The organism is Micromonospora sp. NPDC049175 (assembly GCF_043197345.1).
Taxonomy (GTDB): domain Bacteria; phylum Actinomycetota; class Actinomycetes; order Mycobacteriales; family Micromonosporaceae; genus Micromonospora.
This window is the reverse complement of record NZ_JBICSY010000004.1, coordinates 146,893-165,338: the sequence shown is the minus strand read 5'-3', so window position 1 is coordinate 165,338 and position 18,446 is coordinate 146,893. Positions and strand designations below refer to the sequence as shown.

Annotated in this window: 18 protein-coding genes; 5 read left to right on the top strand and 13 right to left on the bottom strand. The window is 71.4% G+C overall.

Annotation, left to right across the window (positions count from 1 at the left end):
* Positions 1-45: 45 nt before the first annotated feature.
* The 5 genes from ACGFH8_RS17920 to ACGFH8_RS17900 all read right to left on the bottom strand — a co-directional run bounded on the left by ACGFH8_RS17920 (position 46) and on the right by ACGFH8_RS17900 (position 5,600).
* A complete protein-coding gene (locus ACGFH8_RS17920; RefSeq protein WP_393368208.1) occupies positions 46-2,577 on the bottom strand; it encodes a CHAT domain-containing protein in 2,532 nt (843 codons plus the stop codon).
* Position 2,578: 1 nt separating this feature from the next.
* Positions 2,579-3,067 carry a hypothetical protein gene (locus ACGFH8_RS17915; protein WP_393368207.1) on the bottom strand — a complete coding sequence of 163 codons (489 nt, stop codon included), beginning with the start codon at positions 3,065-3,067 and terminating at the stop codon, positions 2,579-2,581.
* Positions 3,064-3,651, bottom strand: coding sequence for an RNA polymerase sigma factor (locus ACGFH8_RS17910; protein ID WP_393368205.1), 588 nt, complete (start codon positions 3,649-3,651; stop codon positions 3,064-3,066). The genes ACGFH8_RS17915 and ACGFH8_RS17910 overlap by 4 nt, the downstream gene beginning before the upstream one ends.
* A gap of 19 nt (positions 3,652-3,670) precedes the next feature.
* Positions 3,671-4,870, bottom strand: a complete 1,200-nt coding sequence (locus ACGFH8_RS17905) for a S8 family serine peptidase (protein ID WP_393368204.1) — start codon at positions 4,868-4,870, stop codon at positions 3,671-3,673.
* Between the two features lie 202 nt (positions 4,871-5,072).
* Positions 5,073-5,600 carry a MarR family winged helix-turn-helix transcriptional regulator gene (locus ACGFH8_RS17900; RefSeq protein WP_393368202.1) on the bottom strand — a complete coding sequence of 176 codons (528 nt, stop codon included), beginning with the start codon at positions 5,598-5,600 and terminating at the stop codon, positions 5,073-5,075.
* 66 nt (positions 5,601-5,666) lie between these two features.
* On the opposite strand from ACGFH8_RS17900, the gene ACGFH8_RS17895 reads away from it, so the two are divergent.
* The gene (locus ACGFH8_RS17895) at positions 5,667-6,311 is read left to right on the top strand and encodes an NAD(P)-dependent oxidoreductase (protein WP_393368201.1); all 645 of its coding nucleotides are present in this window, start codon (positions 5,667-5,669) and stop codon (positions 6,309-6,311) included.
* Positions 6,312-6,382: 71 nt separating this feature from the next.
* Here ACGFH8_RS17895 and ACGFH8_RS17890 read toward each other — a convergent pair whose 3' ends face one another.
* The 3 genes from ACGFH8_RS17890 to ACGFH8_RS17880 all read right to left on the bottom strand — a co-directional run bounded on the left by ACGFH8_RS17890 (position 6,383) and on the right by ACGFH8_RS17880 (position 8,706).
* On the bottom strand, positions 6,383-7,156 hold the full coding sequence (locus tag ACGFH8_RS17890; protein ID WP_393368199.1) for an HAD family hydrolase: 774 nt from the start codon (positions 7,154-7,156) through the stop codon (positions 6,383-6,385).
* Between the two features lie 175 nt (positions 7,157-7,331).
* On the bottom strand, positions 7,332-7,673 hold the full coding sequence (locus ACGFH8_RS17885; protein WP_393368197.1) for a hypothetical protein: 342 nt from the start codon (positions 7,671-7,673) through the stop codon (positions 7,332-7,334).
* 142 nt (positions 7,674-7,815) lie between these two features.
* Positions 7,816-8,706, bottom strand: a complete 891-nt coding sequence (locus tag ACGFH8_RS17880) for an SDR family NAD(P)-dependent oxidoreductase (RefSeq protein ID WP_393368195.1) — start codon at positions 8,704-8,706, stop codon at positions 7,816-7,818.
* A 187-nt stretch (positions 8,707-8,893) separates the two neighbouring features.
* Here ACGFH8_RS17880 and ACGFH8_RS17875 point away from each other — a divergent pair, with 187 nt between their 5' ends.
* The 3 genes from ACGFH8_RS17875 to ACGFH8_RS17865 all read left to right on the top strand — a co-directional run bounded on the left by ACGFH8_RS17875 (position 8,894) and on the right by ACGFH8_RS17865 (position 12,389).
* Positions 8,894-9,550 (top strand): TetR/AcrR family transcriptional regulator, encoded by a 657-nt coding sequence (locus tag ACGFH8_RS17875; RefSeq protein WP_393368193.1) that lies wholly within the window; start codon positions 8,894-8,896, stop codon positions 9,548-9,550.
* Between the two features lie 218 nt (positions 9,551-9,768).
* Positions 9,769-11,262 carry a glucose-6-phosphate dehydrogenase gene (gene zwf, locus ACGFH8_RS17870; protein ID WP_393368192.1) on the top strand — a complete coding sequence of 498 codons (1,494 nt, stop codon included), beginning with the start codon at positions 9,769-9,771 and terminating at the stop codon, positions 11,260-11,262.
* 248 nt (positions 11,263-11,510) lie between these two features.
* Positions 11,511-12,389, top strand: a complete 879-nt coding sequence (locus ACGFH8_RS17865) for a hypothetical protein (RefSeq protein WP_393368190.1) — start codon at positions 11,511-11,513, stop codon at positions 12,387-12,389.
* 121 nt (positions 12,390-12,510) lie between these two features.
* Here the strand turns inward: ACGFH8_RS17865 and ACGFH8_RS17860 are convergent, their stop codons facing one another.
* Genes ACGFH8_RS17860 through ACGFH8_RS17845 form a run of 4 tightly spaced genes read right to left on the bottom strand, consistent with a single transcriptional unit; the run spans position 12,511 to position 16,021 of the window.
* Positions 12,511-13,242 carry an ABC transporter permease gene (locus tag ACGFH8_RS17860; RefSeq protein WP_393368188.1) on the bottom strand — a complete coding sequence of 244 codons (732 nt, stop codon included), beginning with the start codon at positions 13,240-13,242 and terminating at the stop codon, positions 12,511-12,513.
* A gap of 17 nt (positions 13,243-13,259) precedes the next feature.
* A complete protein-coding gene (locus ACGFH8_RS17855) occupies positions 13,260-14,162 on the bottom strand; it encodes an ABC transporter ATP-binding protein (RefSeq protein WP_393368187.1) in 903 nt (300 codons plus the stop codon).
* 57 nt (positions 14,163-14,219) lie between these two features.
* Entirely contained in the window at positions 14,220-14,888 is a 669-nt protein-coding gene (locus ACGFH8_RS17850; RefSeq protein ID WP_393368185.1) for a response regulator, read from the bottom strand.
* Entirely contained in the window at positions 14,885-16,021 is a 1,137-nt protein-coding gene (locus ACGFH8_RS17845) for a sensor histidine kinase (protein ID WP_393368184.1), read from the bottom strand. Before ACGFH8_RS17845 ends, ACGFH8_RS17850 begins: the two co-directional genes overlap by 4 nt.
* Positions 16,022-16,288: 267 nt before the next feature.
* On the opposite strand from ACGFH8_RS17845, the gene ACGFH8_RS17840 reads away from it, so the two are divergent.
* Positions 16,289-16,924: a hypothetical protein gene (locus ACGFH8_RS17840; RefSeq protein ID WP_393368183.1), complete on the top strand. Its 636-nt coding sequence runs from the start codon at positions 16,289-16,291 to the stop codon at positions 16,922-16,924.
* A gap of 192 nt (positions 16,925-17,116) precedes the next feature.
* Here ACGFH8_RS17840 and ACGFH8_RS17835 read toward each other — a convergent pair whose 3' ends face one another.
* Positions 17,117-18,388, bottom strand: coding sequence for a CehA/McbA family metallohydrolase (locus ACGFH8_RS17835; RefSeq protein WP_393368181.1), 1,272 nt, complete (start codon positions 18,386-18,388; stop codon positions 17,117-17,119).
* Positions 18,389-18,446: the final 58 nt, after the last annotated feature.

Genomic DNA, 18,446 nt, shown 5'->3' with positions numbered 1-18,446 from the left:
GGCGTCCTGGATACCTGCTGTCGGCGCGACTCTGGTGCTGTCGGTTCAGCCCGCGCCGAAACAGACGAAGCTCGGGGGCTGGTTGTCGCGTACGGCCTCTGCCAGTGCCGCCGCCGGTGGCCGGCCAGCGACGACCGCCCGGTGATAGGCCACCATGATCTCGGTGGCCGCCTCGTCGGCGACCCGACCGACGCTCGCGACGACCGTGGCGGTGCCGGCGGCGAGCAAAGCGGTCGGCATGCCGAGCGCCTCGTCGCCGTGCCGCACGTCGGTCAGGCCCAGATCGCAGCAGGACAGGACCACGGTACGCGGCGCGGTCCGCAGCTCCTGCACGTCATAGCCCATCAGCGGGCCGCCGGCCAGCTCCAGCGTGGAGAACAGTGGGTTCTCGGTCTGGTGCTGGCCGTGTGCGGCGACATGGGCGAGGTCGGCGCCGGCCATCGCCGCGAGTGCTGCCGCCGGGGTCGCCTCCGGCCCGGTGAGCACCACGGCACCGCGGTGCAGCGACGCCACGGCCCGGGCCTCCGCCTCCCCTCGGGGGATTCCCGGTCCCGCCAGCACCGCCACCGCAGCCGACCCGGCGACGGGCCGGCCGGCGTCCAGGCGGCGCCGGGCGGCCAGCCACACCCCGACCGACGGCGCCACCGTGACCGGCCGGGACGCGCACGCTGGCAGGGCGTGCCACGGCGTGGTCAGCAACAGCCCCGTCGGGACCACCACGAGGTCTCGGTCGCCGACCAGCGGAAGAACCGGATCGAGCACCATCGAGCCCACCCGGTCGGCGTCCTGGCGCGTCGTGGCGTGGACCACCGCCGCCAGCCGGGCGGGCATGGCCCGGCCCGCCTGCGCGTCCAGGTCGGCACGCAACCGTCGTACCGCCTCCTCGGCCGTGCCGCGGTCGCCGAGCACCACCACCGAGGTCCCCCGGTCGGTGACCACGAGCGCGCGCAGGACGTCCCCGGTGGCCACGTACACCACGAGCGCCGCGCCGGCCAGCTGCGCCGTCACGGCGGTCAGCGGCGCCGGCGTCGGCGGCGCCGCGTCCCGGGGACCCGGCGTCGCCCAGGCGCGCTCCCGGATCACCCGCTGGAGCGCCTCCAGTCGACTGTGAGAGGCCAGGGTCGGGTGGCCTGCGAGTTCCGCCTGCCGGACGCGGTGCTGTAGCTGGCGCAGCTCCTCCAGCGCCTCGGCGGCGACCGGGTCGTCGGGTGGCCGCACCGGCGGCAGCAGCAGCGCCTGCGCCCGGGCCCGCTCGGACCACCGGTAGACGGCGCTGGCGGAGCCCTCTGCCAACGCCGCGGCGAGCCCCGCCCGGGCCAGGTCGCGGCCGTGCACCGCGGCCCCGGTCTGCAGGTCGGCGCAGCCGAACCGGGCGCGGTGCCGGTGCAGAGCGGTCATTCCGGCCAGCAGACTGCGCCGGGCCTCGGCCGACCGGTCGGTCGAGGCCGCCACCTCCGCGCGGGCCATGTGCCAGAGCAGGCGCGTGTCGAGCCGATCGCTCCGCCGTGGTCCGGGCTGTCGCCCGATCAGCTCCGCCGCCCGGCGGGGTCGTCCCGCGGCCACCAGCGCCCGGGCCTTGACCATACCGGCGACTCGGGCGTCCTCGGGCAGCCCGAGCCGGGCCAGCCGGCCGGCCAGCACCCCGGCGCGCCGGGCCACCGTCGCCTGGTCGACCTCGCCGACCGCCTGGTCGGCGCGCAGCTCGAGCAGGGCAGCGAGGGCCGCGCGGCGGACGTTGGTACGGCCGAGGAACGCGGCGCGGGCGCGTCGGGCCCAGTGCGCGGCAGCGACCGGCTCGCCGGCGAGGAGGGCCGCCTCCGCGCGAACCTGGAGAGCATCCGCGTAGGTGTGTCCGAGCTGCTGCCGCGTCGCCCGCTCCACCGCGCTGGCGAGTTGCCGTTCGGCCTCGCGGTAGAGCCCGGCCGCGACCAGCGCGCGGGCCCGTTCCACGGCCAGGTTGGCGAGCCGGCCCGGCGCGAGCATCCGGTAGTCGGCGTCGGACTGGGCGAAGGCACGCAGCGCGGCGGGCAGGTCACCGGCGATGACGTCGAGGCAACCCAGGTTCGTCCGCGCCATGGCCACGTGCAGGCCGAGCCCGTGCCGGGCGGCGACCTCGGCGCAGCGCCGCAGGTCGGCCCGGGCGAGCCGGACGTTGCCCGCCTCCAGGTGCACGAGGCTGCGGTTGTTGAGCGCCTTGACCAGATCAGGCGGGTGTGTCAGGTCGCCCAACAGGCCGATGGACTCGTCGTACTGGCGCAGCGCCTCCGCGTTGCGGCCGCTGCGTTTGAGCAGCAGGGCCCGCTGGCCGAGCAGGATCGGCCGCTGCGGTGGAGCCACGAGTGCCTCGGCCTCGTCCAGCAGCCGGAAGCCCAGCTCCACCCGGCCCCGCTCGGACTCGGCCCAGGCGAGGCTGATCAGCAGGCGGGCGTGGATGTCGCGCAGGCCGGGGTGGCTCTTCGCCAGCCGCAGGCCCGCCCGCAGTTCCCGGGCGGCCCGCCCCGGCTGGCCGGCGTCACTGGACGCCAGGCCCGCCGCGTGCCAGCGGGTGGCCCGGCGAGCGAGTGCGGCCTGGTCCATGTCACAGGGCGAGGGCCGGCGTGACCACCTGCGGTGCGTGCTCACCCCGTGCCGGGTGCACCACCACCTGCGCCAGGCCGTGCGGCACACCGTCCAGCACGAAGCGGCCGGACGCGTCGGACTCCACCGTCTGGGACGGGTCGGGCGCGGGGTGCCGCAGCTCGACCCGTACGGCGGCGCCGGGCGCGAGCCAGCCGTCGATCCGGACCAGGCCGTCGGGCCGGTCCACGATCGTGATCATCACGGTTCGGCTCTCCGCGTCGAAGGTCAGGGTGCGGGTCCGTTGCGTGCCACGCACCGCGCCGACGAGTTGCTCTTCGCGCAGCCGGGCGACCTCCCGGTCGACGTCGTCGAGTGCCAGCACCAGGCGTACCCGGTCGTCGAGGTCGGGGGGTGGCGGGTCGAGATGGTTGAGCACCGCTGCCAACTGGTCCAGGATCGCCTGGTCCAGGCCGTCGAGCGGCTGGTCGGCGGAGTGCGGGGAGGTCATGTCGGGCTCCACGTCGAGTCGGCGGCCAGCATCTCCCGCAGCTTCGCCAGACACCGGCCACGGGTCGGCCCGATGCTGCCACGGGGCATGTCCAGCGCCTCGGCCACCGCCGTGTAGTCGGGGCGGTCGACGTGCGCGACGATCCGCAGCAGCGCCCGGCACCGCTCCGGCAGCCGCGCGACGTGCCGCCACAGCGCCCGGTCACGTTCCTCGGACAGCAGCAGGTCGGCGGGGCCGGGATCCGGGTCGGGCGAGGACTCCAGCGTCGCCGCGTCGTGCGGCGTCTGCCGCTGCGCGAGCCCACGGACCCGCCAGGATTCCCGGCGGGCGGTGGTCACCAGCCACGCGGTGAGGGCGCTCGAGGACCGGATGGTGTGCAGTCCGCGTACCAGCTCCAGCCAGGTCGTCTGGACGACATCGGCAGCCTCCTCGGCGGTGAGGCCCTGCGCCCGGGCGACGCGCCACAGCAGCGGGTTGAGTTCCCGGACCACCTCGTCGAGGGCGTCCCGGTCGCCCGTCCTGGCCCGATCGAGGCGCTCGCCGAGGCGTGCCGCGCGGTCGAGCGATGCGCTCGCGCGGTCCACCGGCACATTCGACATCGCGTCAGTCCGGCAGCCGCGAGGACGCCGGCGTCGGCGCCAACTCCTGGGCGAGCCGGCCCGCGTACCGGGCCGCCGCGAACGACGTGCCGCTCCAGTAGGCGTACGCGCCCTGCCCGGTGATCGGTGCCGTGGTCAGGGGCATGAGGCTCACCGCGTTGGTGCCCTCGTGCCACTGGCGCACCCACACCCCGTGGTTGCTGTATGGCGCCCGGGTGGTCGGCGAGGCGCAGGCCCCGACGCTGATCACCGTGAGCGCCGGATCGACCGCGAAGGCAGCCGGATAGACCGGGCTGTCCGTACCGCCGTTCCCGGCCGAGGCGACCACCGCGACGCCCTGGTCCGCCAGGCGCTTGAGCGCCGCCCGGACCGGCTTCATCTCAGCTTCCTCGCCGACACCCGGGCGGCCGAACGCGGTCAGCACGACGTCGACCCGGTGGCCGTCGCGCACCCGGTCCGCCAGCCAGTTCAACGCGTGCGCCGCGTTCAGGTCACTGACCCGGCCCGCGTCGCTCATCACCCGCACCGAGAGGATCCGCGCGTCGGGCGCCGCACGGCGGACGAGTCCGGCGAGGAAGGTGCCGTGCCCCCAGTGACTGCCGAAGTCCGTCTCGTCGCTCTCCTGGCCGTGGCTCTCCTGGCCGGCGATCTCCGCAATGGCGCGCAGCGGCGTCCATCCCCGCGCCTCCTCCCAGTACGGCTCGCCGTCGCTCTCCACCAGCCAGTCGTGCTCCCGCACCCCGGTGTCGAGCAGCGCCACCACGGGCCGCCCGGCCGGAAACTGGCTGGCCGGGCGCCGTGGGGGCTTCGGCAGCATCACGTGGTCGGGGGCCGGGAGCCAGGAAACGGTGCCGTGTCCGCTCTTGCGGCCGCTGGCCCGGAAGTACGGGAAGAGACGTGCCTCCGGCCGGGCGTCGTCCTCCACGGTGGCGGCCACGCACTCGTAGTCGGGCAGGCACTCCGGCACGTCGGTGTCCGGTCGGCCGGCCAGCTGGCGGCTGGCCCGGGCCACGGCCACCGGGTCACCCTGGACGGGCAGTTCGACCAGCTCGACGGCGGGCGGCGCGGGGGCGGCCGGCGGGGACAACGGCCGGCCGAGACCGGCCTCGGCCAGCAGCCCGTTGAGCCGCTCGACCGTCTCCGGACGCTCCGCCACCCACGCGGGCACGAGCACGACGTCAGGACGGTAAGGGGGTCGGGACACCTGACCTCCTGGTAGTACGGCTGATTCACTCAGGACCGCCCCGCGCGCGGCGCGGGTCGGTGGTCGCCAGCACAGTTGAGCACGTTCCGCTGCCGCCGCCAATGGCCCGCCCGGCGCATCGACCATAACCATTCGATGCGTATCTGAGGGTCCGTCCGCTCCCCTACCGCAGATGGGCCCACGTCCGCCCGCGGTCGAGGCCCTACCGGGCGCCCGACGAGTCGTCCGGATGGCGAAGTCGCGCGGCTGCCTGGTGCAGACCCGGGTGGACGCCGGCCGGGCTCCCCGTGTGCTCGGCGAGCCGTTGCAGGACAGTGACAAGCCGGGCGCGTTCGCTGGCGTCGAGCGGGGTGAGGATCTCGCCCTCGTGCTGGTCGGCGACACGGCGAGCACGAGGCAGCAGCTTGCGCGAGGTATCGGTCAGGTGGATGGCGTGGGCACGACGGTCGCGGGGGTGCCGCCGACGTTCGACCAGGTCGCGCTGTTCGAGGTCGTCGAGCAGGCCAACCATGACCTTGCGGTGGATGCCCAGCGCGTCGGCGAGCTGTTGCTGGGTGGTGCCCTCACTTCGCTCCAGGTGCATGAGCAGCCCGAAGTGGTTCGGCGCGATGCCCAGCGGCGCCAGCCGCGCGGCGAACGTCTGCGCGACGTGGAACCCGAGTTGTGACAGCAGGAAGGTGGCCCGACCGGCCAACGGCCGGTCCGTGCCTGGTGGGGAGTCGTCGAGCACTCGAACATTGTACTTCCTCGTTATTGTCCTATACGGTAACAGTCACTGGCGATCCACATTTGGGAGATGCTGATGAAGGTGACCGTCTTCGGTGCTACCGGCGGCATCGGCAGCCACGTCGTACGCCAGGCACTCGACCGCGGGATGACCGTGACCGCGGTCGTCCGCGACCCGGCCCGCCTCGACGTGCGTCATCCGGCACTGGAGGTCACGACGGTGTCCACGCTCGACGACGCCGACGCGTTGGGGCCCGCGGTGCGCGGCAGTGACGCGGTCCTGTCCGGTGTGGGCCCACGCGGACGCCACGACGGGCCGGTCGCCTCCACCGCCACGCGCGCGATCCTGGGAGCGATGCACGCCGAAGGTGTCCACCGGCTCGTCGCGGTCAGCGCCGCCCCTGTCGGCCCGACACCCGACGGCGACAGTTTCCTCAACCGCCGCGTTGTTCTGCCGGTCATCAGTGCCCTACTCAGGGATCTGTACGCGGACCTGCGTGCCATGGAACACGCGATGGCGAACAGCCCGGCGCACTGGACGGTGGTGCGGCCGCCGAAGCTCGTGGACAAGACACTGACCGGCCGCTACCGCACCGCCATCGGCGGCAACGTCGCCCGCGGCTACACGATCTCGCGGGCCGACGTGGCCCACGCCATGCTCGCCGCCGCAGACGACCCCGCGACGATCAACCGGGCGATCGGCATCGCGTACTGACCGCCGCCGTCTGTCGTCTATCCCCAAGGATGCGCGATGACCCTGGCCGTTCGCGCGTCAACCCACTCGCCCTACTCGGCCTCGCCGGTCGGCTCCTGTGGCTGGTATGGATCGGGGCGTACAGCATCCTGCTGATCCGAACGCCGATGAGCGGCGAGGGATCCGGGGCGTGCCGACCGTGACTGTCCGATGATGTCGGTAAGGCCGGTCAGGTCCGTGATCTCGTATTCGACGGACGTATCGTCCGGCAGGGTATGCCCGCGATGGTTGATCCACGCCGCCCGGATGCCGGCCGCGTGCGCCCCGCGCACATCGGCGCTCGTCGAGTCGCCCACGTGCAGCACCTCGTGCGCACCCAGGTCCAGCGCGGCGAGCGCTCGGGCGAACATGGCGCGGTCCGGTTTGTAGGCGCGGACGTCCTCGCTGGTCACGACGGCGGCGAAGGCCAGGCCATGGTGCGCCATCGCCGCGTCCAGGTCGGCGCGATCGACGTCGGACACCACGCAGATGGGCACCGTGACCCGGGAGAGAAACTCCCGGGTACCCGGACGCAACGGCGGCGACTGCCAGTACCTGAACTGCGTCGCGCACAGCGTGGCCGCGTCACCGGCGCAGCCCACCTCGGCCATGACCGTGGCCAGGCTGCGCATCGCGCAGTGTCGAAGGGTCCGGAACCGCGGGCCGTCGGCGACCGCCTCGTACCGCAGGGCCCAGGCATCCAGGACGTCGCCCCCGGAGACGGATGTGGAGGCGCCCGCGGCTACCTGGTCAGCGATCGCCTGCATGATCGCGTCGTCGTCCTCGACCACCGTGCCGTAGAAATCCAGCAGCAGTCCCTTGATCACGTTCGCAGCGTAGTCGTCGCCGCGGCCTCGCCGCTCCGCACGCGCTCCGGGAACTGGGCGGCGGGATGGCCGTCGTGTCTCCCCGTGGCGAGGACGCGTACCCGACCCCGAACGCTCTACCGCGGCATGGGTTTCCGGCGGTACTCCCGCACGGTGTCACACACCAAGGGTCAGGTCAGGTCATGCCCAACCTGGTGTCGCAGGCCGGGCAGTACCCGCGCTTCGCGTTCGAGCTCACGTCGATCTCGCAGGTCGAGCACGGGCCCCCCTCCCACAAACCCTGGTCGGGTCCAAGGCCGCCGTCGTAGTAATCGCGGTCCGGCCACGCGACCAGGCTGAGGACCGTGTCCGGCGCTTCCTCGCATCGATACGACGTGGCCAGGATCAACCTCTCCTGGCAGCCGTACCGCTCCTCGGTGTAATGCGGCAGGACCCGCCGCATGACGTCGACCAGCTCGTAGACCGGTAGCCCTACGAGCTGCTCGGCAAGACGGTCCCGATCTTCGTCCGTCGTCATGCGACGACGATACGCGCGCCTCCACACCCGCCTACCGCGGCCGGAATCGCACGGGCAGTTCCGCGATGGTGGCGAGCGACATTCGCGGACGGACCTCGTGAAAGTCCATCACCGCAGGATCATCGGGCGGAGGGTCGTATCGTCAGGAGTTCGCAAGGTTCTGGCCGGTAGTCCAGGAGTCGCCCGGACCCCGATCGATTTCGAGGGACAGGGCGGCCAGCCGCTGCCGGGTCAGCTCGTCCAGGCGCCGCGCGGCCCGGGGATCGAAGCCGGCGGTGTCGACGCGGAGCCTGACACCTTCCACGAAGGCGGTCAGCGGATCGTCCGGCGGATCGTCCAGAGCGGTGAGAATGGGTGGCAGCACGGCCGAGACCGGCTTGGCGCTCTGCTGCATGGCACGGATGTGCGGCAGCGTGGCGGTGTCGTAGGTGCCGGAAAAGCCGGTGGCGGTGACGCCGGGATGGATGAGCACGTAACGGGGGCCGGCCGGGCCGTGCTGTTCGGCGAACGCGACGCCGAGCAGGTCGTTGAGTTTGCCTCCCTGCCCCAGGGCGGCGCCGCCGTGGTAGTCCCGGCGTAGTTCCAGGTCGTCCCAGCGGACCACGCCCAGATCGGCGCCGGGACCGGCCACGTTGACCACGACCGCTCGGGGCGCCCGGCGCAACACGGGCGCGAGACCGTGGCTCATCAGGTAGCGGCTGAGATAAAAGAGGGCGAAGTTCTCCTCGACACCCTCGGCGGTCACGCTGCGCCGCGAGTGGTAGTGGCGGGCGCACAGGACGACGGCGTCCACAGACGAGTACGCCGTGCGGATGTGCTCGACCGCACGGGACGTCTCACGCAGCAGGCTGAGATCGGCGTGCACGAAGTGGAGCCGCTCCCCCGCATCCAGGTGCGACGCCCGCATCCGGACGGCGTCGGCCTTGACCGGATCCCGGCCGACGAGGACGACGGTGTGGCCGGCCGCCAGCCGTTGCAGCGCCACGGCACGGCCGATGCCGTCGGTGCCGCCGGCGATCACGACAACGGTCATCCCCGCTTCTCCGCACCGGCCACAGCGATCATCGAGCTGTCCAGACTCACCACAATCTCCACTAGCTCGACCAAGCGATTGCACTGATGAGTGCAGTCTATGGAGCAGGATAGGGTGGCGCAATACACAAAGTTAACTAGCTGTAACGGATAGTCCAGTTAGGCGCACGGAGAGGGAAGACCCCATCGTGGAATCGACGATCGCCACCGCCGGCCGTCCACCGGCCCGCGGGCGCATCGACAAACGCGAGTCGATCCTCGCGGCGGCATTCACCGTGTTCGCCAACCGCGGCTTCGCGAGGGCCTGCATGGAGGAGATCGCCGAGGTCGCCGGCGTGGCCAAGCACACCGTCTACAACCACCTCGGCGACAAGGAGTCCCTGTTCCGTGAGGCGCTGGCCACCGTCGCCGGCGACATGATGGCCGGCAACCTGGCGATCGTCGAGACGTCCCTGGGCACCGACGCCGCGGCAGACCCGGAGCTAGCCCTGCACGACGCCGGCCGCCAGTTGCTGCACCGATGGTGTGACAGGCGGTCGTGGGCGCTGCGCCGACTGCTCTACGCCGAGATCAACCAGTTTCCCGACCTGCTCGACGTCGTGTGGGGGCACGGCGCGAGCCGCCTGCGGGAGGCCCTCGCCGACCGACTGGCCCGGCTGTCACTGGCTGGCCACCTCGACACGCCCGACCCCAGCGAGGCGGCCGAGCAGTTTCTGGCGCTGCTGACCGGCCCGATGGAGGCTCGCTCGCATCTCGGCACGAAGGCCGTCGACGAACAGGAGCTCGAACGCGTCGCCCGCAGCGCGGTACGCACCTTCCTGATGGCGTACGGCGGGCGCGGCTGATCTCTCAGCGGCGGCCGCTCGTTCGTACCGCCACCGCGCACGGCGACGGACCGCACCGAATCGCGTACCCGTCGGCCCGGCATGCGACGCTGAAGCTCCATGACCAACGGGCCACGCCGCGGTGGCCCGGACACTACCGCCAAAGCCCGCACAATTCCTGGCCTGACAGCACGGCATCCCCCAACCCCACACCCCTTGTGCCCGGAGGAACGCAGACCATGGACCACGCATCTCAGCTCATCCAGGAGCGGAGTGCCCCGCCGGCCACGCTGGTGATCTTCGGAGCCTCCGGTGACCTGACCCGGCGTAAGCTGCTGCCCGCAATCGAGAGCCTGGCTCGGCACGAGCGGCTCCCGGACCAGTTCGCGCTGGTCGGCGTCGCGCGCACGTCGATGACCGACGAGCAGTTCGCCGAGAGCGCCCTCGGCGAACGCACCCTCGTCAGCAAGCGCCAGCTCCAGGGCGGTGTGCGGTACGTGTCCGGCGGCTATGACGACCCGGAGACCTACAAGAAGCTCGTGGAAACCCTCGACGAGCTGGACGCACAGCGGGGCACGTCCGGCAACCGGCTCTTCTATCTGTCCACGCCGGCCGGGGCCTTCGAACCGGTGATCAACGGACTGGCCGGTGTCGGGCTCAACCAGCCGGCCGAAGGCTCCTTCTCCCGCCTGGTCATCGAGAAGCCGTACGGGCGCGACCTGGTCACGGCCCGCGAGCTCGACGGCGTCGTGCACAACGCCTTCGACGAGCACCAGGTCTTTCGTATCGATCACTATCTGGGCAAGGACACCGTCCAGAACGTGCTGGCGCTGCGCTTCGCGAACTCGATCTTCCAGCCCATCTGGGATCGCTCCTGGGTCGACCACGTGCAGATCACCGTCGCCGAGACCCTCGGCGTCGGCAGCCGCGGCGGCTTCTACGAGGACGCCGGCGCGATGCGGGACATCGTGCAGAACCACGTGCTCCAGGTTCTCGCGCTGGCACTGATGGAGCCACCGGCCTCATTCGAGGCTGAGGGCCTGCGCAACGAGAAGGTGAAGCTGCTACAGGCGATCCGGCTCCCCACCGACCGGGACATCGCCGAGGCCGCGGTCCGGGGACAGTACACCCGGGGCGGCACCCGCGAGGAGCTGATGCCCGGCTACCGCGAGGAGGCCGGCGTCGACCCCCTGTCGCGGACCGAGACCTACGCCGCGATGCGGCTCAACGTGGACAACTGGCGCTGGGCCGGGGTGCCGTTCTACGTACGCACCGGCAAGCGCCTGCCGGCCCGGCTCACCGAGGTGGCACTGCAGTTCCAGCGACCGCCGCACCTGCCGATCCCGACCGACCAGCTCACCGGCCTCGATGCTGACGCGCTGATCCTGCGGATCCAGCCGAACGAAGGCATCTCGCTGCGCTTCGGCGCCAAGGTGCCGGGCCACTCCTTCCGGGTCCGCACCGCGACGATGGAGTTCTCCTACGACCAGACGTTCGTCGAGGAATCCCCGGAGGCGTACGAGCGGCTGCTCCTGGACGCGCTGATCGGTGACGCGTCGCTGTTCATCCGCAGCGACGAGGTGCAACAGTGCTGGCGGATCGTCGACCCGATCATCGACAACTGGGCGAAGGACAACTCGCCGATACCCACCTACGAGGCCGCCTCCTGGGGCCCGACCGACGCCGACCGGCTCATCGGCCGCAACGGCCGCAAGTGGCGCAACTCCGCGTGACCCTGCCACCGCGAGTGTGACCGCGCTGCTGAGCCGATGGCGTGGTCTCACCATCGACGCGCAGCGCGGTCCTCTCAGTGCGTCGGCCATCGACGTCGCTGGCCGCCCTTGCGGGGCAGCGCAAGGCATCGAGATCTACCGATCGGCGACGACCGCATTCCCGAGATGCCGACACCTGCCCAGATCGATTCCTTGCGCTCCATCGAGGTGAACCCTTCAGACGCGACCGTCCGGATAAGATCTCGGCCGTGACAGCAGTACCGGAACCGACAGGTCCCTTCCGCTGGGATCTTGTCTCTCCGGCCCAACTCGGCGCTCTCCTCAACGCTGTCCCCGAGCCCGATCTATGGTTCCTACCCGAACTGCTCGAGTGTGCCGGCAAGGTCCTTGCCCGCAGCGCCGACGCGGACCTCTACTTCGTCGGCCGCTCCCCCGACAGCATCTTCGACCTGCTCAGCGGCGCGCTGGCCGCCACCACGTGGCGCGACCGCTGCCACCGACTTCCCCTGTCACTGTGGAGCGATCCGGATGCGCTGACCCCGGCGCAGGTCACCCAGTTCCGCAGCAACCTCAGCCACCTGGGAATCACCCCGCACGCGCTGGCCCATCGCCAGCATCCGGTGGCATTCGTTGACCTCGTCTTCGGCGGCCGCACCTACGAAAATCTTTTCTATCTGCTTCGACGCTGGATCAGCGAGGAGAGGGCCGCCTGGTCGGTGATCCGTACGAAGGTGCGGTTCATCGGCATCACCGCCCGCACGAAGACCAGCCCGAACACCTGGCGCTGGTACCAGGCCGCCCCCTGGGCCACCCACCTCCCGCGTAGCGCCCTTGTCGGCGTGTCCCTGCGCAGGTGGATCTGGGAGTATTTCGGCGACCACCAGCACAAGATCACCCGCTCGTTCCCCGTCGTACGGTGGCTCGACCAGGACACGCACGTCCCAGCACGCGATCCCAAGGCGATGGTCGCTCTCGCCGAAGCCGTGGCCCTCGTCGCCTACGGCCGCTCGCCCGAAGGGCGAGCCGGGCTTGCCGCCGCGATAACCGGTGAACCCACCATGCGCCAGCCGTGGGTGCGGTCGCTGGTAACCGAACTGCGCCGGCCAATCACCGCCCGTCAGACCTGACCAGTCCAACGCTGCCCGGTGAGGCTATCGGGCGGGTCGATATCATCCCGTTCAACGGCGCCGCCCCCGCTCACGAGTACGGCGTGAAACCTCCGTCGGCATCACACGCGGGATCCGCGGTTCAGGTTCGGGCGAGCCGACGGACGGCGAGGAGCGTGGCCACCACCGCCATGCCGAGCAACACCGCCACGGCGGTCGGGTTGAACCCGGCGCCGTGCCACGGGTCGCCGACCGCGTCCATCAGCGGCCCCATCGGGGTGAAGTCGACGGCGGTGTTGAGTGCGTCGGGCAGCAGGTACGGCGGAGGCCCGCCACCGGCGATGAAGAAGAGCCCGAAGAAGAGCAGCAGTCCCACCCCCTGGGCGGCCCGCGCGGTCGGTAGCAGCGTCCCGAGCAGGACGCCGAGCGCCGCGAAGGCCAGCGTGCCGACGAGGAACCCGGCCAGCACCCCGAGGGCCGAGGACGGCGCGTTGAGGTCGTACCCTCCGAATCCGATCGCGATCATGAGAGCGGCGGCGACCGCCGCCATCAGCGCGGTGACGATGATCTGTGCACCCGCAAGCGGCCAGGCGGAGACCCCGGCCGCGCGGAACCGCCGCAACACTCCCCGTTCGCGGTACGCGGCCAGGTGGGTGGGAACGCCCAGGAAGCCCATCACGGCGATCGCCGCGGCGGCGTACACGGGTACGTAGAAGTCGACGCCGCCGATGCCGCCCATCTCCGGATCGGGCTCGTTGCCGAACGAGCCGGCCAGCAGGACCAGCAGGAGGGCGGGGAACGCCAGGCTCATCAGCAGGGTGATCGGTTCCCGGCCGAGCAGTTTGATCTCGGTCCAGACGATGCGGGCGGTCATGGGGGTCTCCTCCGTGGTCAGTCGCGAAGCCGGCGACCGGTGGTGGCGAGGAAGACGTCCTCGAGCGTGGGATGGTGAGTCCGAAAGTCGTCGGGAAACAGCCGTCGTTCGGCGAGGGCAGCCGCCACCGGCACCGTGGCCGGGGCCAGCCCGGCGATGGTGACCACACCGCCGGTGGTGCTGACGTTGCTGACGCCCGGTGTTCCGGCGAGGAAGCCGACGTCCTGGCCGTCGGCGGTGAAGGTGATGGTGATCGGGCCGCCCTGCTGGGCGGTCAGGGTGTCCGGGCGGTCCAGCGCGACGACCCGACCGCCGTCCACGATGGCGACCCGGTCGCAGAGTGCCTGCGCCTCTTCCATGAGGTGGGTGACGAGGACGACGGTGGCCCCCCGCTCGCGTACCCCTCGGACCAGGTCCCACGTCGCGCGGCGCGCCTGCGGGTCCAGCCCGGTGGTCAGCTCGTCCAGGAAGACGACCTCCGGCTGGCCGAGCATCGCCAGGGCGAGGAAGAGCCGCTGCCGTTGGCCGCCGGAGAGCGCGGCGAACGGCCGGCGACGCAACGCGGCCAGGTCCCAGGCCGCCAGCGTCGCCTCGACGTCTCCGGCGGACCCCGGCGGGGTGAAGAGCCGGATCGCCTCGGCCACCCGCAGCCGGTCGGGCAGGGCGGAGGACTGCAGTTGCGAGCCGATCCGGCGGCGCAGCGGTTCCGGCTCGCGGGCCGGGTCGAGGCCCAGGACCTCGACCCGGCCCCCGTCGCGTCCCCGCAGACCCTGCAGGCACTCCACGGTGGTGGTCTTGCCCGCGCCGTTCGGGCCGAGCAATCCGAAGATCTCGCCCCGCCGCACGCTGAACGACACGTCCTCGACGGCGACCACGCACCCGTAGCTCTTGCGGAGATTCTCGACCCTCACGACGTCCATGAGGTGACGCTACGAGAGGGCCGGGCCTGGCACGTCCGCCAAAGGCGGCGTTCGCGGCTACTCCGAAGGAGGTACGGCCTGGACCAGCCCCGTCTCGTAGGCGACCACGGCCGCCTGGACCCGGCTCTCCACCGCGAGCTTGGTCAGGACCCGGGAGACGTGGGTCTTCGCGGTCAGCTCGGCGATGTGGAGCCGGCCGGCTATTTCCCGGTTGGAGCAGCCGCGGGCGATGAGTCCCAACACCTCCCGCTCCCGCTCGGTGAGGGCCGCCAGCGCGGGCGGCGCGGGGCGGTCCCGCCGCAGCCGAGCGGCGACCAGATGGTCGACCAGGCGGCGGGTCGTCGACGGCGAGATGACCGCGCCGCCGCGCACCGCCGACCTGACCGCCTCCAGCAACTGCACCGGCGGGGTGTCCTTCACCAGGAAGCCGACCGCCCCCGCCTCCAGCGCGTCGAAGACGTTCTCGTCGGTGTCGTAGGTCGTCAGGATCAACACGTGCGGCGGGTCGGCGGCGGCCAGCACCTGGCGGGTCGCCGCTATCCCGTCCAGCTTCGGCATCCGAATGTCCATCAGCACCACGTCGGGCCGGTGTACGGCGGCGGCGACCACCGCGCGTTCCCCGTCCTCGGCCTCGGCCACCACCTCGATCTGTGGATCGGAGTCGAGCAGCGCCCGGAACCCGGCCCGCAGCAGCGCCTGGTCGTCGGCGATCAGCACTCGGATCACGGCGCCTCCAGTGGGAAGGTCGCGGTTACCCGGAACCCGTCGGGTCCGCCAGCGGTCGACAGCTCACCGTCGTAGAGGGCGACCCGCTCGGCCATCCCCCGCAGGCCCTGGCCAGGAATGTACGCCGGATCGGCCGCGCCCGGGTCCTGGACCTCCACGGTGAGCCGGTCTGGTTGGTAGCTGATAGTGAGCTGGGCCCGTACGCCCGGGGCGTGCTTGATGACGTTTGTGAGCGACTCCTGGACTACCCGGTAGGCGGCCAGGTCGAGGCCGGGTGGGAGCGGCACCGGCGGTCCGGAGGCCGCCACGGTGACGGCGACCCCGGCGTCGCCCGCGGCGGCCACAAGCGATGGCACGTCGGCGAGGCCCGGCTGCGGTGCTGGGGCCGGACCGATCTGGTCGTTTCGGGCCGGGTCGCGCAGCACGGTCAGCATGCGGCGCAACTCCGACAGCGCTTCCCGACCGGTCCGCTCGATGACGGTGAGCGCCTCGGCGGCCTGCGCCGGGCGGACGGCGACCAGGTGAGCGCCGACGCCGGCCTGCACGGTGATGACACTCATCGCGTGGGCGATGACGTCGTGCAGCTCGCGGGCGATCCGGGACCGCTCGTCGGCGATGGCGCGCTCGGCAAGCGCCTGCTGCGCCGCCCGCAGTTGCTCCGCCTTGACCTCCAGGTCCTCGGCGTAGCGTTGCCGGTCGTCGATGGCGACTCCGAGGGCCCAGACCGCACCGCAGACCACGGCGACGTAGAGCAGATCGGTCACGCTCACCGGCCACTGGCCGGCGATGACCGCGGCCATCATCCACAGGGGGGTGATGAGGGCGATGGCCCGCTGCCAGAGCGGCCGGCGCCAGGCGCCGGCGGCGTAGAGGGCGACCAGCAGGGGCAGCGACTGGAGGAAATGGCCCTCGTGCGCTCCGTCGAACGGCGTTTGGAGCCAGAGCGGGTACGTGACACCGAAGACGAGCACGATCGCGACGGGATTCCATCGGATCGCCAGAACCGGCAGGGTGTTGGCGAGGAGCAGGGGTATGGCGCGGAGCGGATACTCCTCGACGATCCGCCACTCGGGAACGGCGAACACGATGGTCAGGAGCGTGGTGAGCCCGACGAGGGCACGTCCGGACCGCATTGGGTCAGCCTACGGCTCACCGCGCCTGATACCGACTCCACGAGGTGAGGGGCGGCGGAAGCTCGACCATCGTGGCAGGCTACGGCGGTGATCGTCAGCTCGCCCAAGGTTGTGCGCGCCACCGCAGCAGTGCTCGTCGCGCTGCTGTGTGGTGCCTGCGGAACAGGTCGCCGGGACGCAGAAGTCGAACCTCCGCACGAGGCGACATCCTCCGCGTCGGCGGCACCGCAGCTTGGAGATCGAGGCTCGACACCGAATGGACCCGTTGTGCTGCCCTGGGTCGCAGCGATCGTCGCTCGCGACGACACCTCGATCACCGTGGCCACCACCCTGGACAGCGCGAGCTGCGGAGAGCCCGAGCTTCGCCCGGAGGCGACGATCACCCGTCAGGACGACACCGAGGTGGTCATTTCGGTGACCACGAGCATCGCGCGAGCAGAGGAAGAAACCTGCGCCGCCACCGGTGACGACGCGCCCGCTTTCGTGTCGCTGCGGGAACCCCTGGGTGACAGAGTTCTGCGCGACGCCGCCACCCCCCGGCCGCATCCGACGTACCACGAGCGAGATCTGCCGGACCTCCGTGCCGACAAGCGGTGGGATCCCGCCGGAGGACACCTGACGTCCCGCGACGCACGCTGGTCTCAGCGCTACAGCAACGCCGGCGGCACAACTCTTGTCGTCACCGCGCAGCCCACACCTGGCGCACACCGGTCGCCCACTGTCGCCACGGTCCCGGTCCGTTCAGGACAGGGCACCATCACCAGCAACGGCGCGACGGGCTCGTGGACGGTCTGGTGGGAGGTCGGGCAGGTCACGTACTCCCTGTCGCTCGAACCGCCAGAGGGCCACGGCCTCACTCTGAAGCAGTTCAAACAACAACTCGCCGGCTTCAGGTGGAGTTGATCGTGGCCCGCTGACAGCACCCGCAAGCCCCTGGCCGATCTGTTCGCCGCCTGGCTCGACAGCCCGGCGCTGCCTCCACCATCTCGCTGACGACGCCGGACGCGACAGCCTCCCGACACCTCACGCCGATCCCGGACGACCGACGCAGCCACCCGTGGCTGGCCCGCCGCGCCGGGACCGGCACCTCGAAGGTCAGGGCCGGATCCACCAGGGGCTGGTGTAGGCGACCGCGAAGTCGTTACAGGGATGACCGGCTGGGCCGGGGGTGCCGTTGGCCAAGGACGGGTCGGAGATCCGCAGCACCACCCAGTCGCCGTCGGTGACGTCGAGCGGCACGGTGAAGTCGGTGACCTGGCCGTTGACGGTGTCGATGACGTCGGCGACCGCCGGCGCCGAGGTGCCGGGACGGAGGACCTGGATTCGCAGGGGCTTGCCGTCCCAGGCTGAGCCGCGGTCCAGATCGAGGAGGAACCGAACGTCGCCCGAGGCGATGTTCAGTACACCACCCATGCGTACACCGTTGGCGGTGGCGTCCACTCGTAGCCCCGAGACGCGTGTGGCGAAGGAACGGCGAGCGGCCATTGCCTCGAACACCGCGGCGCGGGTGTTCTCGGCGACCCACAGTCCGCTGCGGCCCTTGCCCTCATGGAAGCCCCAGGTGGTGCCGTGCTCGTCGGTGACGCCGGTCAGAGCCGGCCGCCAACCGGCGTTCAAGCACGCGACCAGCGGTGACGTCACACCCGACGACCAGCCCTCGAAGAGGAAGTCGTCGGTCCGGTTGAACATCTCCAGCCCCACGAGCTGATCACGGACCGAGGCGTTGAAGGAGAAGTTGTTGAACCGGCCGACCTCCCGACCGGGGTGATTGAAGCTCGCCAGGCCACCGGGCCGGCCGGCGAGCCAGTTGTACAGGCTGCCAGGGCTGCCGGCCCGCAACAGGTCAGCGAAGTCGGAGGTGTTCCAGACGTTGATGTGGCCCTGCAGCGGATGCGACCACTCGAACCCGCGGATCGCGGTGAACTGACCCGGGTCGTTGGCCGCGTTGGCCAGGTCACCTGTGGTCCGCCACTCGGACGAGCTGAGCCCGTCAATGGAGAAGAGCGTCGCGTGATCGGTGAGAGCGGCGACGTCCAGACCGGCCTCGCGCATCGAGGCGAACGCGGCCTCGGCGCTGCCGTCGCCATCCGACATGACCGTGTGGTTGTGCATGTCCGCATGGACCAACGTCGTGCCCTCGGTGATCAGGGATGACCGTCCGGCGCCAACCGCGGCGGTCGGGGCGCCGGCCATCCTCGTGTTGGCCGCCCGGGCCGCACTCGGCAGCGCGGCCAGCATCAGCGTCCCGCCGGCACCGGCCAGAAGCGCCCGACGGCCGAAGCCTGCGGGGACCCGAACCTGGCCGTACGGCACCTCGTCGTCGGGTCCATGGTCATGATGGCAGTGGTCTGGGTGATGTCCAGTCATGGATATATGGGGATCGACGGAGCTGGCTGAGACGTCACGCCGAGTCGTCGGTCAGGCG